We start from the raw sequence: 15,270 nt of genomic DNA on the forward strand, positions 1-15,270 counted from the left end.
CGCAAGATTAAGGCTGAAGCCTTAGTGTGTCAACGATTATCTGGAATTCATTCTTGTTCGGACGGCCGCCGTGGCTGGATCTCCGCTTGTGCGCCGCGGTCTGCGAGCATGATCGAATGGAACACGGGTCGGCCGAGCAAGCGTTCACCTCCGTCCTGGAGGCAAGTGTCATTCCGCTCTTGAAGGAGCGGCGATTTCGCAAGCGGAAGCTCACGTTCACGCGGGACCGCGACGGCGTGGTCGACGTGATCAACCTGCAGCGCTCGGCAGGGAACAGCCGCGAGTCCATCAGGTTCTACGTCAATTGCGGCGTGTACTCGGCGGAGTTCGATCGCGTCATCGGACGCGAACCGCAGCAGCGGCCCGCCGAGGTCGACTGCCAGTACCGGTGCCGGATCGAGACGATCGCCTCCGGGATCGGACCGCATGTGACCGTGCACGCCGACATCAGCGTCCCCGAGGTCGCCGACCAGCTGCGCGCAGCACTGATCGACGCGTTGGCCGTGATGGGTGAACTCTGCGGACCCGACGACGTGGCGCGGGCCGTGGGGTCGGACATCGACTTCGACGTCTTCCGCTACCGTCTGGCCACGGGTGACGAGTCCGGTGCCCGCGACCAGTACGCGCGTGCGCTCGCCGGCTTCGGCGCAGAGCCGCGCTGGCTGCGCCTCGTCGAGCAGTTCCGAAGGGCGGCAGACTCCTACGCCGTCTCCTTCGTCGACGTGTCGGGCTGACCCGCGGCCTCTAGCGGGTGTCCCGGAAGACCGGGTCCCGCTTCTCGCGGCGGGCGGTGGTCGCTTCTTCGAAGTTGTCGGTCATCAGCCGAATCATCAGCTGGCCGAGGCCTTCCTGGTTCATGTGCTGCGCCATCGACGACGCGTCGAGGCTCGACCACAGCGTGCGCTTGGTGAGCTCGACGCCCGGTCGTGAGAAGTTCGCGATCCGCTCCGCCATGTCGAACGCGTCCTCGAGCAGGTCCTCGCCGGCGACGATGCGGGACACGAGGCCGATCCGCGCGGCCTCGTCGGCGTCGACGTCGCGGCCGGTGAGCATGATCTCGAACGCCCTCGACGACCCGATCGCCCGCGGCAGCAGGTAGCTCAGGCCCAGTTCGCTCGCGGTCAGACCGTTGTTGATGCCGGCCGCGCGAAAGTACGCCTCGGGCGCGGCGAGCCGGATGTCCGCGGCCAACGACAGGCACAACCCGCCGCCGATCGCCGCGCCGTTCACCGCCGCGATCACCGGCTGGTGCATGCGGCGCAGCGTGAGGATCACGTCGTCGAGCAGTTCCATCGACCGCAGCGCGATCGACGGTCGGGTCAGTCCCTCGATGTGCGGGATCGGGCCAGCCGATCGCTGGTCGGCGCCCGAGCAGAAGCCCCGGCCGGCGCCGGTGATCACGACGGCCCGCACCGAGGTGTCGTTGCTGATGGCCTCGAGCGCTTCCCGGAACGGGATCATGACGTCGAACGCCATCGCGTTCATGCGTTCCGGGCGATTGAGGGTCACCAGTGCCACGTTCTCGCGCGGCCGTTCGACGACGATGAAGCTCAACGGATCTCCTATGGGCGTGGGTCGCTGTGACCCTACGCCGCGGGAGCGCCCGATGTGCCCGTTATTCCGTTAAACCCCTGCTCGTCGGCGTCACCGGCGAGACCTCCGCGCGCCGGCGTGCCTCACGACCCGAAGCTGCCGGACGACCCGGAGCTGCCGAGGCTGCCCTGGTGATCGCCGGGCGGCGGCGCGGTCCACCCGATCGGCACGTGGCCGAGGCGCACCCGCTGCGGGTGGTCGCCCACCGGGATCGTCGCGACCTTCTGCCCGGTTGCAAAGTCGATTGCGCTCACCGTGTCGTTCGCGCTCTCGGAGATCACGCACTGGGTGCCGTCTCCGTTCACGGTGGCCCAGTACGGCTTTCCGGCCGGCACCGGCGTCGTCTCCTGCAGCGTCGCGGTGTCGACGGTGGTCACGTAGTCGTCCATCGTCCCGGCGATGCACAGCCGGGTGCCGTCGGGGTTGATCGACATGCCGTGGTGGCGGGAGTCGTTGACCCACGTGGTGCGGTCCGGGTTGGTGGCCGGGTTCTTCGGCAGTTCCTTGATCCGGGTGATCCGGTCGGCCGCAACGTCGTACTCGACGAAGCCGTTGAAGAACGAGACCTGGAAGTACAGCGTCCGTTCGTCGGGGCTGAAGGACACCGGACGCACCGAGTTGGACAGGTCCTTGCGCCCGAACGCGTCGAGCCGATCACGCATGTCGATCACCTTCACGGTCTGGAAGGTCTGCGCGTCGACGATGGTGATCCGGCGGTCGCCCTTGGTGAAGTCCAGCTCCGGCGCGTCCAGCGGGGTGTTCACCTCGCCGATCGACATGTTCCACAGGTACCGGCCGCCGTCCGTGAAGACGTTCTCGTGCGGCTTGTCACCCGTCGTGAACGACCCGACCTGCGTGCCCGTGGCGATGTCGAGGACGTGCACGGTGTTGCTGGTGGACGCGGAGACCGCGACACGGGTGCCGTCCGGAGAGACGGCCATGTGGTCGGCGCGGAAACCGGAGACCGGGAACCGCCAGTTGATCTTGCCGGTGGTCAGGTCGATCGAGACGACGTCGGCGAAGCTGGGCCGGGACGCGACCACCGCGGATCCGTCGGGTGTCGTGTACATGTCGTCGACGAACTGGTCGTGTCCTTCGCCCGCGGTCGCCCGGATACCGAGGTAGAAGGCGAGCTTGATCGGGTTGAGGTAGATCTCGCGCAGGCGCTCGTCCTTGTCGGGGATCATGTCGATCCGGCCGAGCTTGTCGTAGGTGCCCGTCGATTTGATGACGTCGGCGGTGCCTTCCCAGTTGTTGCCGACGAACAGCACCTCGTCGAGGCCCGCGGGCGCGGCGGTTGCGGCCGGCGCGCCGACGGCCAGTGCCGAGATCGCCGCGGCGACCGTCATGGTGACGGCGCACCCTCGTCCGAATCCTGTCCTGCGTGGCGTCATTCGCGTTCCCTCGTCGACTCGATTTGCTGGCGGCAGGCTAGCAAGCGACTTCGCGTCGCATAGGGGAATCACGAACACCGTTGCGCGGCAGGACTCGTCGCGCCGGGTGCCGTCGGCAGCGCAGAGAGCGCTGCCGACGGTCAGATCGCGGGCTCGACCGCGGCTGCGGCTGCGGCTGCGGCGGCCGCCTCGGCCTCGGCGGCGGCCTTCTTCGCTCGCCGCCGTGAATTGACGAGTGCGAGCGCGAGAATCAGGAGGAACAGCACCAGGGTCGAGATCAACTGCTCACGCGCGTCGGCGTCGAACGCCATCAGCACCACGAACCCGGCGAGCAGTGCCAGCGTGAGGTAGCTGAGGTACGGGAACAGCCACATCCGCACCGTCAGCTTGCCCTCGCGCTCGAGTTTCGGACGCAACCGCAGATGGGTGACCACGATGAACACCCAGATCACCAGCAGCGCCGCGCCGACAGCGTTGAGCAGGATGCCGAGCAGCGAATCGGGCAGCAGCCAGTTCAGCAGCACGCTGACGAAACCGAAGAACACCGAGAGCAGCACGGCGTTGGTCGGGACGCCGGACTTGGACAGCTTCGCGAGCGCCGCCGGTCCGTCGCCCCGGCGCGCGAGCGAGAAGGCCATCCGCGACGTGCCGTAGACGTTCGCGTTGAACGCCGACAGCAGGGCGATCACCACGACGAGTTCCATGAGGCCGGACACGTACGGAAGGTTCGCCTTGTCGAGAACCGCGACGAAAGGTCCGTCCTGCAGGTCCGGGTCGTTCCACGGCAGCAGGAAAACCATGATCGCGATCGCGCCGATGTAGAAGACGCTGATTCGCCACACGACGCTGCGCACCGCCGTCGCGATCGCCCGTTCGGGGTCCTCCGACTCGGCGGCCGCGATCGTGACGATCTCGATGCCGCCGAACGCGAACGCCACGACGAGCAGACCCGCGGCGATGCCGGCGAACCCGTTGGGCATGAAGCCGCCGTCGCCGAGGAAGTGGGTGAACCCGACGGGCTCGGTCCCGGGCAGGAGTCCGAAGACGAGCAGGACGCCGACGACGAGGAAGCCGATGATCGCGGTGACCTTGAGCGCGGCGAACCAGAACTCGAACTCGCCGAAGTTGCTCACCTTCGCGAGATTGACCACAGCGAAGAAGGTCACGAACACCAGCGCGATCAACCACTGCGGGACGCCGGGTATCCAGTCGTTCACGATCGCGGACGCGCCGGTGATCTCGGCGCCCAGGACCATGATGAGCATGAACCAGTACAGCCAGCCCATCACGAAGCCGGCCCACTCGCCGATGCCGATCCGCGCGTAGTGCGAGAAGGATCCGCTCGCAGGCAGAGCGGCGCCCATCTCGCCGAGCATGCGCATCACGCACACCACGACGAAACCGGCGATGAGATAGGAGACGAGGACCGCGGGGCCTGCCTTCGCGATCCCGACGCCGGTCCCCAGGAAGAGACCGGCGCCGATGGCCGACCCGAGGCCCATCATCGTCAGATGACGGACCTTCAGGCCATGCCCTAATCGGACTGGGGTACCGCTACTGCTCACTAGTCGTTCGCGTGAAGAGCTGCGTTCAGTTCCACACCGGTGCCCTTCCACGGCACCACCTCGACGGCGCCGGAGACCGAGTTCCGGCGGAACAGGATGTTCGACTGGCCGCTGATGTCGGCGGCCTTGACGACCGTGCCGTCCGGGCCGGTGACCTTGGTGCCGGCGGTGATGTAGAGGCCCGCCTCGACGACGCAGTCGTCGCCGAGCGAGATGCCCAGGCCCGCGTTGGCGCCCAGCAGGCAGCGCTCGCCGACCGAGATGACCTGCTTGCCGCCACCCGAGAGGGTGCCCATGATCGACGCGCCGCCACCGACGTCGGAGCCGTCACCGACGACGACGCCCGCCGAGATGCGGCCCTCGACCATCGAGTTGCCGAGCGTGCCGGCGTTGAAGTTCACGAAGCCCTCGTGCATGACGGTGGTGCCGCTGGCCAGGTGGGCGCCCAGGCGGACGCGGTCGGCGTCGGCGATGCGCACACCGGCCGGGACGACGTAGTCGACCATCCGCGGGAACTTGTCGACACCGAACACGGTCACCGGGCCGCGGATCCGCAGACGCGAGCGGACCAGTTCGAAGCCGTCCACCGCACACGGGCCGAAGTTGGTCCACACGACGTTCGCGAGCAGACCGAACTGCCCGTCGAGGTTGACGCCGTGCGGCTGCACCAGGCGGTGCGACAGCAGGTGCAGACGCAGGTAGACGTCGTGCGCGTCGACCGGCGGCGCGGACAGATCGGTGATCGTGGTGCGCACCACGACCTGCTGGACCTCACGGGCCTCGTCGTGACCGGCGAGTAGCGCGAGGTCCGACGGAATGTCGGTTCCCTCGAGCGCGACGGTTCCGTTCTCCTGGTACTCGCCCAGTTCGGGGGCGGGGTACCAGGTGTCGAGAACCGTGCCGGACTCGGTCACGTTGGCGACGCCTACTGCAGATGCTCCCTGTGCACTCACGAATGCACAGATTACGCGAGCGGCAAGATCCGTTCAGGGGCGGTGAGCCGTTTGCGGCCGAGGTCGCGCGTTCCGACCGGTCGGGTAGCGCGGCGGCGATGCCCCTAGTCTGGAACGGTGAGCCTTCTCGATCTGCACGCCGACCCCATCGATCTCACCGCCGCCCTGGTGGACATTCCGAGTGTGTCGCAGGACGAGGGCGTCATCGCCGACGCCGTCGAGGCCGCGCTCCGGGACCAGACCTCGGGGTTCGAGGTGATCCGCAGCGGCAACGCGGTGCTCGCCCGGACGAACCGCGGGCTGCCGAGTCGCGTCATGCTGGCCGGTCACCTCGACACCGTGCCGATCGCCGACAACGTGCCCAGCCGCCGCACGACCGACGAGCGCGGCGACCTGCTGCACGGCTGCGGCACCGTCGACATGAAGTCGGGCGACGCGGTGTTCCTGCACCTGGCCGCGACCGTCTCCGATCTCGCCCACGACCTGACGCTGGTGTTCTACGACTGCGAGGAGATCGCCGCGCAGTACAACGGCCTGGGCCGGATCGAGCGCGACCTCCCCGAGTGGCTGAAGGCCGACGTCGCGATCCTCGGCGAGCCGACGGGCGGCTTCATCGAGGCCGGCTGCCAGGGCACGCTCCGTGTGCGGCTGACGACGTCGGGCGTGCGGGCCCACTCGGCCCGCTCGTGGCTCGGCGACAACGCGATTCACAAGTTCGCCCCGGTTCTCGAGCGGCTGTCGTCGTACGAGGCCCGGTCGGTGGACATCGACGGCTGCGTCTACCGGGAGGGACTGTCGGCGGTGCGGATCTCCGGCGGGGTCGCGGGCAACGTCGTGCCGGACGCCGCGGAGATGGACGTCAACTTCCGGTTCGCGCCCGACCGCAGCGTCGAGCAGGCGATCGCCCACGTCCGGGAGGTCTTCGATCCGTCGGCCCTGGGCGGCCTCGAGCTGGGGTTCGAGGTCACCGACAGCTCCGCGGGCGCGCTGCCGGGCCTGTCCCATCCCGCGGCGGCGGCGCTGATCGAGGCGGCCGGTGGGCAGTACCGCGCCAAGTACGGATGGACCGACGTCTCGCGCTTCTCGGCGCTGGGGATCCCCGCGGTCAACTACGGTCCGGGTGATCCGAATCTGGCCCACAAGCGTGACGAACACGTCCCGGTCCACCAGATCACCGACGTGACGCGCGTGCTGCGTGGGTACCTGAGCGCGTGAACGCCTAGCCTTGGCCGCATGGCACCTGAGAGGAAGACCGGAGCGGCCCGGCGAAGCACCGCCTCGGTGAAGCATCGCGGCCCGGTCATGCTGCGCCGCGACCGCAAGGCCGAGGTCACGACGGCCGACCGGCGGCTGCTCGACCAGCGCGGGCCCACCGACTGGGTACACACCGACCCGTGGCGGGTCCTGCGCATCCAGAGCGAGTTCATCGAGGGGTTCGGTGCGCTCGCGGAGGTGCCGCGCGCGGTCACGGTGTTCGGCTCCGCCCGCACGGACGAGGACGCGGCCGAGTACCGAACGGCCCGTGAACTCGGCACCGCGCTCGTGCAGGCCGGGTTCGCGGTCATCACCGGTGGCGGCCCGGGCGTCATGGAGGGCGCGAACCGCGGTGCCAGCGAGAGCGGGGGCTACTCGATCGGGCTCGGCATCGAGCTCCCGTTCGAGCAGCGGCTCAACGACTGGGTCGATCTGGGCATCAACTTCCGCTATTTCTTCGCGCGCAAGACGATGTTCGTGAAGTACTCGCAGGCGTTCATCTGCCTGCCGGGTGGGTTCGGCACGCTCGACGAGCTGTTCGAGGCACTCACCCTGGTCCAGACCCGCAAGATCACCCGGTTCCCGATCATCCTGGTCGGCACCGAATTCTGGTCCGGGCTGGTGGACTGGCTGCACAGCGTCCTCGAACGTTCCGGCAAGATCTCGCCCGGTGACATCGATCTGATCCACGTCACCGACGACATCGACGAGGTGGTGCGCATCGTCGTCGAGTCGCAGCAGGGCGTGGACGAGGCGGCACTCCTGGGGGACGAGGACGAGTGGTGAGCGGCGACAAGCCCGACGACAAGTTCGCGGTCTGCGTGTACTGCGCGTCGGGACCGGTGGACGCGAAGTTCCTGGAGCTGGCCGCGGAGGTGGGCGCCGCCATCGGTCGGCGCGGCTGGCAACTCGTGTCCGGTGGCGGCAACGTCTCGATGATGGGCGCTGTCGCGGAGGCGGCCCGCGCGTCGGGCGCGTGGACCATCGGGGTCATTCCGAAAGCGCTGGTGCACAGGGAGGTTGCCGACGTCGACGCGGACGAGCTGATCGTCACCGACACGATGCGCGAGCGGAAGCGGATCATGGAGGACCGCGCGGACGCGTTCATCACCCTTCCGGGTGGCATCGGCACGCTCGAGGAACTGTTCGAGACGTGGACGGCGGGTTACCTCGGGATGCACGAGAAGCCGGTGGTGATGCTCGATCCGGTCGAGCACTTCCGGGGTCTGCTGGATTGGCTCGAGGGCGCGAAGTCTCAGGGCTTCGTGGCGCAGCGCGCGCTCGACGGTCTGATCGTGACGAGTGACATCGAGGCCGCGCTCGACGCCTGCCTGGGATGAAAGTCGTTCCTGTCGAGGGGTTCCGGGGACGGGGTGCAAAGGTTACTGTGAAGTAAGAACTGCCCCCTCCCGTGAAGGATGCCGATGAGTTCCGACGCCACTGCCTCGACTATCGGTCTCGCGCAGTTGGCGCTCAAACTCCCACAGATGGCGATCGAGCTTCCCAGCCTGGCGCGTGGAGCGCTGGGACTGACCCGCAAGCCCGACGCCCGCGACTCCATCGGCCGGGTGTTCCAGGAGCTGGCCCGCCGGCAGCCGCATCACCCGTTCATCCGCTTCGAGGGTGCGACCATCACCTACGGCCAGGCGAACGAGCGTGTGAACCGCTACGCCGATGTCCTGGCGCGAAACGGTGTTCGGCACGGCGACGTCGTCGGCATCCTCGTGAAGAACCGGCCCGAGACGCTGCTGCTGACATTGGCGGCGGTCAAGCTCGGGGCGGTCGCGGGGATGCTCAACCACAACCAGCGGGGAGACGTACTGGCGCACAGCCTGTCGCTGCTGGACAGCCGCGTCCTCGTCGTGGGGGAGGAGTGCGACGAGGCGATCACCTCACTCGACGATGATCCGCACGCGAAGGCCGTGCTGTCGACCGCCGAGCTCGATACCTCGGCCGAGACTGCGGATGCATCGAATCCCGCTGTGTGCGAGCGTATCCAGGGCAAGGATCGCGCCTTCTACATCTTCACCTCGGGGACGACGGGGCTGCCCAAAGCGAGCCTGATGAGCCACTTCCGTTGGCTCAAGAGCATGTCGGGGCTGGGGGCGATGGGAGTTCGCCTGCGCCGCAGCGACACCCTCTACTGCGCGCTGCCGCTCTATCACAACAACGCGCTCACGGTGTCGCTGTCGTCGGTGCTGTCGTCCGGCGCGACGTTCGCCATCGGGCGCAGCTTCTCCGCCTCCCGGTTCTGGGACGACGCGAAGGTCAACGGCGCCACCGCGTTCGTCTACATCGGCGAGGTGTGCCGATACCTGCTCAACCAGCCGGCCAAGCCCACCGACCGCGACAACGACATCCGGCTCGTCGTCGGAAACGGCCTGCGCCCCGAGATCTGGACCGAGTTCACCGAGCGATTCGGCATCGAGCGCGTCGCCGAGTTCTACGGTGCGAGCGAATGCAACATCGCCTTCGTCAACGCGCTCGGCGTCGAGCGCACCGCCGGCATCTGCCCGCTGCCGTACGCGGTGGTCGAGTTCGATCCCGAGACCGGCCGGGCCCGACGGGACGAGGCCGGCCGCCTGCGCCGGGTCGGCACCGGAAAGGTGGGACTGCTGCTGTCGAAAGTCACCGACCGGGCACCGTTCGACGGGTACACCGATCCCGATGCCAGCGAAAAGAAGCTCGTCCGAGACGGTTTCAAGGACGGTGACTGCTGGTTCGACACCGGGGATCTGGTGCGGAGCCAGGGGTTCATGCACGTGGCCTTCGTGGACCGGTTGGGCGACACGTTCCGGTGGAAGGGCGAGAACGTCGCCACCACCGAGGTCGAGGGTGCCCTGTCGGCCCACCCCTCGATCGACGAGGCCGTCGTGTACGGCGTCGCGGTGCCCGGCACCGACGGCAAGGCGGGCATGGCTGCGGTGACCCTCCACGCCGGGCACGAGTTCGACGGCGCACAGTTGGCGCAGGCGCTGTTCGGCCGGCTGCCGGTCTATGCGATTCCGCTGTTCGTACGGGTGGTCGACTCACTCGAGACGACGTCGACGTTCAAGAGCCGCAAGGTGGAACTGCGCGACGAGGGATACACGGCGGGCGTCGACCGTCTGTACGTGTTGGCCGGTCGCGCCGACGGCTACGTGACCGCCTACGACGACTACGTCCGTGACGTCGCCGAGGGGAATGCGCCCGGGGCGTAGTGCGATCCCGGTCATGCGACTATGGGGGCATGGCACCCCGCCCTGTCGCTGACGACACCTCGGCCCCCGGCCACGTCCTGCCCACGCTCTGCGGCAGGCCGGTCGCGACCGATCGTGCCCTCGTGATGGCGATCGTCAACCGCACCCCGGACTCGTTCTACGACCGCGGTGCCACCTTCACCGACGAGGCAGCCATGGCGGCGGTCGATCGCGCCGTCGCGGAGGGCGCCGACCTGATCGACATCGGCGGGGTCAAGGCCGGCCCGGGCGCGGTCGTCGACAGCGACGAGGAGATCCGCCGCGTCGTGCCTTTCGTGGAGGCGATCAGAGCGCGGTACCCGGACGTGATCATCAGCGTCGACACGTGGCGCAGCGAAGTGGCGCGACTCGCGTGCGGTGAGGGTGCAGACCTGATCAACGACACCTGGGCGGGCGCCGATCCGCGGCTCGTCGAGGTCGCCGCCGAACAGGGCGCGGGCATCGTCTGCTCACATACCGGGGGCGCCGTGCCGCGCACCCGCCCGCATCGGGTCCGGTACGTCGACGTGGTCGCCGACGTCGTCGACGAGGTGGTCCGCGCCGCCGAACACGCGGCCCGACTGGGCGTGAAGCAGGACGCGATCCTCATCGATCCGACCCACGATTTCGGGAAGAACACCTTTCACGGGCTCGAATTGTTGCGCCGCGTGGAAGTTCTCGTTAAGACCGGATGGCCCGTGCTGATGGCGCTGAGCAACAAGGACTTCGTCGGGGAGACTTTGGGTGTGGAACTGGCCGAGAGGTTGGAGGGCACCCTCGCGGCGACCGCTCTGGCGGCCGCCGGTGGAGCCCGTGTGTTCCGCGTCCACGAGGTTGCCTCGACCCGGCGGGTGGTCGACATGGTCGCAGCGATCATGGGTACGCGGCAGCCTGTCCGCACCGTACGGGGGTTGGCATGAGCATCACCGAAGCGTCGCGTACCTGGACGGACGCCAACAGCTGGGACCACCCGTGCTGGAGCATCGCCGAACTCGAGCAGGCCAAGGCGGGGCGGACCGTGTCGGTCGTGCTGCCGGCGCTCAACGAGGAGAAGACGGTCGCCGGAGTCGTCGACACCATCCATCCGTTGCTCGGCGGGCTGGTCGACGAACTGATCGTGCTGGACTCGGGATCCTGCGACGCGACGGCCGAGCGGGCGGCCGCGGCCGGTGCGACGGTCATCAGCCGTGAGGAGGCGGTGCCGGGCCTGCCGCCGGTGCCGGGCAAGGGCGAGGTGCTGTGGCGGTCCGTCGCGGCGACCACCGGGGACCTGATCGCGTTCGTCGACTCCGACCTGGTCGACCCGGATCCGGCGTTCGTCCCGAAACTGCTGGGACCGCTGCTCACGGTCGACGGGATACACCTCGTCAAGGGCTACTACCGCCGTCCGCTGCGGGTCAGCGGCACCGAGGACGCCAACGGCGGCGGTCGGGTCACCGAACTGGTGGCCCGGCCCATGCTCGCGGCCCTGCGTCCCGAGCTGACGTGCGTGCTCCAACCGCTGGGTGGCGAGTACGCCGGTTCCAGGGAACTGCTGTCGTCGGTGCCGTTCGCGCCCGGCTACGGCGTCGAGATCGGCCTGCTCCTCGACACCTACGACCGCCTCGGGCTCGCTGCGATCGGTCAGGTCAATCTGGGGGTGCGCAAGCACCGCAACCGGCCGCTGTCCGATCTGGGCGTGATGAGCCGGCAGATCATCGGCACGATGCTGCGCCGGTGCGGCGTCGAGGACAGTGGCGGCGGACTGACGCAGTTCGTCGCGGACGGCGACTCGTTCGTTCCGGCGCGCACCGATGTCTCGCTCGCGGATCGCCCGCCCATGAACACCATCCGTTCCTGACCCGCCCACGGCGTGCTTGTCGGCGGTTCGTGACAGTATCGGGGCATGCTGACGGTCCTGCTGTACCTGGTGATCATGGCGCTGGTCGGTGGTCTGCTCTACCTCGCCGCGAGCATGGTGTTCGGCCGCTCCGAGGAACTGCCGCCGCTGCCCGCCGGCACCACCGCCACGGTGCTGCCCGCCGAGGGCGTCACCGGAGCCGACGTGCGCGGGCTGCGATTCCAGCAGACGCTGCGCGGCTACAAGGCCAGCGAGGTGGACTGGGCACTGGACCGTCTGGGTCGGGAGATCGACTCCCTGCGAGCGCAATTGGCCACCCGGACCGAGGACGAGACGTCGGGCGGCGCCGACGCGTCGGCCGGGGCTGACGATGCGGGAGCAGAACGGTGAGCGTGGTTGTGGGGGAGCGGGATTCGGAGCAGGGCGAGCGGGTCCGGTGTCCGTGGGCCGTCGACAGCGGCGCCTCCCGGATCTACAGCGACTACCACGACTTCGAGTGGGGCCAGCCGCTGCACGGCCGCGACGCGTTGTTCGAGCGACTCTCCCTCGAGGCGTTCCAGTCCGGGCTGTCGTGGATCACCATCCTGCGCAAGCGAGAAGCATTCCGGGAGGTGTTCGCCGACTTCGACACCGAGGTCGTGGCGGCCTTCACCGAGGACGACGTCGCGCGGCTACTGGGCGACGCACGGATCGTCCGCAACCGCGCGAAGATCCAGGCCGTCATCGCGAACGCGCGGGCCGTCCTCGACCTCGCCGACACCGACCTGGACACGCTGCTGTGGTCGTTCGCGCCGCCGCGGCGCGCGCGGCGGTACGAGCGAGTCGAAGAAGTGCCCGCCGTCACTCCCGAGTCCAAGGCGATGGCCGCCGAGTTGAAGCGCCGAGGGTTCCGTTTCGTGGGTCCTACCACGGCATATGCGTTGATGCAGGCCACCGGCATGGTCGACGATCACATCGCGTCGTGCTGGGTCGAACTGCAGGTGTAGCGGTGTCGGATTCGAGCGGTTTTTTCGCCTCAGCTACCCGGCAACCCACTCGATAGGGAAGAATGGAGTCCAGAGCCTCGCTAATTGCTGGCGGGGCGCCCACGGTAATCCGAGGCGCTAGCGAAATCCGGCGCAGATGTGGAGGGAGCAGAGGATGGCGGCCATGAAGCCCCGGACCGGGGACGGTCCCCTCGAGGCAACCAAAGAGGGACGAGGAATCGTCATGAGGGTTCCGCTCGAGGGCGGCGGACGTCTGGTCGTCGAACTCACCCCGGAGGAGGCTGCGGCTCTGGGGGACGAGCTCAAGGGTGTCACCAGCTAAGAGGACCTACCCTCTGCGGCAGTACCGGCCGGGTCGATCCGTCGACCCGGCCGGCGCTTGCGGGTAGCCGAACGATCTTCCGGAAAGGGCACGGCGGTACCAGTGCTGGCGGATGTGTGCGCTCTTCTCGCGTGCCCGCAATGCGGCAACGAGCTCGACCTCGAAGAAGACGCGGGTCGCGCCCTGGTGTGTCCGCGCGGACACAGCTTCGACGTCGCCCGCCAGGGCTACGTGACGCTCCTGACGGGCGCCGCGACCAAGTTCACCGGCGACAGCCCCGAGATGATCGCGGCGCGCGACGAATTCCTCGACTCGGGTCACTTCGCCCCGCTCATGGACGCCGTCGCCGACGCCGTCGCGCAGACGGTCGACGGCGACACGGAACCGCGGATCCTCGAGATCGGTGCCGGTACCGGGCACTACCTTGCCCGCGTGCTCGACGCGATCCCGGCGGCGCAGGGCATCGGCCTCGACGTCTCCAAGCCCGCGGCACGGCGCCTGGCGCGTTCGCATCCACGGGCCGCGGCGGTCGTCGCCGACGTCTGGCGGCAACTGCCCGTCCGCGACGGGGTCCTCACGCACGTCCTGTCGGTCTTCGCGCCGCGGAACGCCGCGGAGATCGACCGGGTGCTCACCGAGAGCGGCACCCTGGTGGTCCTCACCCCGACGGACCGGCATCTCACCGAGCTCGTCGACCTGCTCGGCATGGTCCGGGTGGACGACCGCAAGGTCGAACGACTCGGCGAGACCGTCGCGGGACGATTCGACCGCGTCCACCGCACGCCGGTCGAGACCCGGATGATGTTGTCGCGCCACGACGTCGAGAACCTCGTGGGCATGGGGCCGTCGGCCCGCCACCTCACCGCCGAGCGGCGGGCGGAGGCGATAGCCGCGCTCCCGGAACCGTTCTCCGTGACGGCCTCCGTCGTGGTCTCGACCTACCGCCGGGCGGCTACCGCCGGCTGAGTACGTCGGTGTACACCGCGAGGGTCTGCTGCGCGATGCGGGACCACGAGAACTCTGCCGTCGCGCGTGCCCGGCCCGCCCGGCCCATCGCCGCCGCCCGGCCGGGGTCGGTCGCGATCTCGTTGACCGCCGACGCGAGCGCGTGCTCGAACGCCTCGGGCTCGTACGAGTTGTAGTGCACCAGCCGGCCGGTGACCCCGTCCTCGACCACCTCGGGAATCCCGCCGACGTCGGACGCGACGACGGCCGTCTCGCATGCCATCGCCTCCAGGTTCACGATGCCCAACGGCTCGTACACCGACGGGCACACGAACACGGTTGCCGCGGAGAGTATTTCGCGCACCTGTTCGGTGGGCAGCATGTCCCGGATCCAGACGACCCCCGCGCGGTGCGCCGCGAGCCGGGTCACGGCCGCCTCGGTCTCGGCCGCGAGTTCCGGCGTGTCCGGGGCGCCCGCGCACAGGACGAGTTGGATCGAGGGATCGAACGCGTGTGCCGCTGCGACCAGGTGACCGAGTCCCTTCTGTCGCGTGATCCGTCCGACGAACACGACGATCGGGCGGTCCCGATCGATGCCGTGTGCCGTCAGGACCGAGGTGGCTCCGGGCGCCGCCGGGCCGGGATGCCACACCTGCGAGTCGATCCCGTTGTGCACCACGTGGACCCGCGCAGGGTCGATCGCCGGGTAGGTGTCGAGGACGTCGGCACGCATGCCGGCACTCACCGCGATGACGGCGTCGGCGTGCTCCATCGCGTTGCGCTCGGACCACGACGAGACGCGGTAGCCGCCGCCGAGTTGCTCCGCCTTCCACGGCCGCCGCGGTTCGAGCGAGTGCGCGGTCACGATGTGCGGGACGTCGTGCAGGGCGCCGGCCAGATGCCCGGCCAGACCCGTGTACCACGTGTGCGAGTGCGCGACGTCCGCACCGTCCACGGCGTGCGCCATCCGCAGTTCGGCCGACAGTGTGCTGAGGGCGGGATTGGCGCCCACGAGATCGGGGTCGGGACGGTGCACGAACGCGCCGTCACGGGGCGCGCCCATGCAATGCACGTCGACGTCGCACAGGCGGCGCAGGTGCGCGACGAGTTCCATGACGTGGACCCCCGCGCCTCCATAGATCTCCGGGGGATACTCCTTCGTCAACATCGCGACCCGCACCGGGTAAACGTAACCGCCGG

General features: G+C 68.8%; 16 protein-coding genes. 11 read left to right on the top strand and 5 right to left on the bottom strand.

The genetic code is table 11. From position 1 onward, the window contains the following. Positions 1-116 precede the first annotated feature (116 nt). A complete protein-coding gene (locus ACQ5DX_RS05220) occupies positions 117-734 on the top strand; it encodes a DUF4304 domain-containing protein (RefSeq protein WP_430331612.1) in 618 nt (205 codons plus the stop codon). 10 nt (positions 735-744) lie between these two features. Here the strand turns inward: ACQ5DX_RS05220 and ACQ5DX_RS05225 are convergent, their stop codons facing one another. The 4 genes from ACQ5DX_RS05225 to dapD form a co-directional block, all read right to left on the bottom strand. Beyond that, entirely contained in the window at positions 745-1,554 is an 810-nt protein-coding gene (locus tag ACQ5DX_RS05225) for an enoyl-CoA hydratase (protein ID WP_430331613.1), read from the bottom strand. A gap of 122 nt (positions 1,555-1,676) precedes the next feature. Beyond that, entirely contained in the window at positions 1,677-2,942 is a 1,266-nt protein-coding gene (locus ACQ5DX_RS05230; RefSeq protein WP_430331614.1) for a YncE family protein, read from the bottom strand. A 185-nt stretch (positions 2,943-3,127) separates the two neighbouring features. Next, complete coding sequence (locus tag ACQ5DX_RS05235) at positions 3,128-4,492, bottom strand: amino acid permease (protein WP_430331615.1); 1,365 nt, start codon at positions 4,490-4,492, stop codon at positions 3,128-3,130. 59 nt (positions 4,493-4,551) lie between these two features. Next, the gene (gene dapD, locus ACQ5DX_RS05240) at positions 4,552-5,505 is read right to left on the bottom strand and encodes a 2,3,4,5-tetrahydropyridine-2,6-dicarboxylate N-succinyltransferase (RefSeq protein WP_430331616.1); all 954 of its coding nucleotides are present in this window, start codon (positions 5,503-5,505) and stop codon (positions 4,552-4,554) included. Positions 5,506-5,622: 117 nt separating this feature from the next. Here dapD and dapE point away from each other — a divergent pair, with 117 nt between their 5' ends. The 10 genes from dapE (at position 5,623) to ACQ5DX_RS05290 (ending at position 14,091) form a co-directional block, all read left to right on the top strand. Then, positions 5,623-6,720: a succinyl-diaminopimelate desuccinylase gene (dapE, locus tag ACQ5DX_RS05245; protein WP_430331617.1), complete on the top strand. Its 1,098-nt coding sequence runs from the start codon at positions 5,623-5,625 to the stop codon at positions 6,718-6,720. An 18-nt stretch (positions 6,721-6,738) separates the two neighbouring features. Further along, positions 6,739-7,545 carry a TIGR00730 family Rossman fold protein gene (locus ACQ5DX_RS05250; RefSeq protein WP_430331618.1) on the top strand — a complete coding sequence of 269 codons (807 nt, stop codon included), beginning with the start codon at positions 6,739-6,741 and terminating at the stop codon, positions 7,543-7,545. Next, positions 7,542-8,099: a TIGR00730 family Rossman fold protein gene (locus ACQ5DX_RS05255; RefSeq protein ID WP_430331619.1), complete on the top strand. Its 558-nt coding sequence runs from the start codon at positions 7,542-7,544 to the stop codon at positions 8,097-8,099. The genes ACQ5DX_RS05250 and ACQ5DX_RS05255 overlap by 4 nt, the downstream gene beginning before the upstream one ends. 84 nt (positions 8,100-8,183) lie before the next feature. Then, on the top strand, positions 8,184-9,959 hold the full coding sequence (locus ACQ5DX_RS05260; RefSeq protein ID WP_430331620.1) for a long-chain-acyl-CoA synthetase: 1,776 nt from the start codon (positions 8,184-8,186) through the stop codon (positions 9,957-9,959). 29 nt (positions 9,960-9,988) lie between these two features. Further along, positions 9,989-10,897 carry a dihydropteroate synthase gene (gene folP / locus ACQ5DX_RS05265; RefSeq protein WP_430331621.1) on the top strand — a complete coding sequence of 303 codons (909 nt, stop codon included), beginning with the start codon at positions 9,989-9,991 and terminating at the stop codon, positions 10,895-10,897. After that, the gene (locus ACQ5DX_RS05270) at positions 10,894-11,817 is read left to right on the top strand and encodes a glucosyl-3-phosphoglycerate synthase (RefSeq protein WP_430331622.1); all 924 of its coding nucleotides are present in this window, start codon (positions 10,894-10,896) and stop codon (positions 11,815-11,817) included. Before folP ends, ACQ5DX_RS05270 begins: the two co-directional genes overlap by 4 nt. A gap of 45 nt (positions 11,818-11,862) precedes the next feature. Beyond that, positions 11,863-12,207 carry a DivIVA domain-containing protein gene (locus ACQ5DX_RS05275; protein ID WP_430331623.1) on the top strand — a complete coding sequence of 115 codons (345 nt, stop codon included), beginning with the start codon at positions 11,863-11,865 and terminating at the stop codon, positions 12,205-12,207. Continuing rightward, entirely contained in the window at positions 12,204-12,803 is a 600-nt protein-coding gene (locus ACQ5DX_RS05280; RefSeq protein ID WP_430331624.1) for a DNA-3-methyladenine glycosylase I, read from the top strand. Before ACQ5DX_RS05275 ends, ACQ5DX_RS05280 begins: the two co-directional genes overlap by 4 nt. Positions 12,804-12,957: 154 nt before the next feature. Continuing rightward, entirely contained in the window at positions 12,958-13,125 is a 168-nt protein-coding gene (locus ACQ5DX_RS05285) for a DUF3117 domain-containing protein (protein WP_003931055.1), read from the top strand. Between the two features lie 102 nt (positions 13,126-13,227). Then, positions 13,228-14,091 carry a putative RNA methyltransferase gene (locus ACQ5DX_RS05290; RefSeq protein ID WP_430331625.1) on the top strand — a complete coding sequence of 288 codons (864 nt, stop codon included), beginning with the start codon at positions 13,228-13,230 and terminating at the stop codon, positions 14,089-14,091. Here the strand turns inward: ACQ5DX_RS05290 and glgA are convergent. Next, entirely contained in the window at positions 14,078-15,250 is a 1,173-nt protein-coding gene (gene glgA / locus ACQ5DX_RS05295) for a glycogen synthase (protein ID WP_430331626.1), read from the bottom strand. The genes ACQ5DX_RS05290 and glgA overlap by 14 nt on opposite strands. Positions 15,251-15,270 lie beyond the last annotated feature (20 nt).

The organism is Rhodococcus sp. ACT016, assembly GCF_050477185.1.
Taxonomy (GTDB): Bacteria; Actinomycetota; Actinomycetes; order Mycobacteriales; family Mycobacteriaceae; genus Prescottella.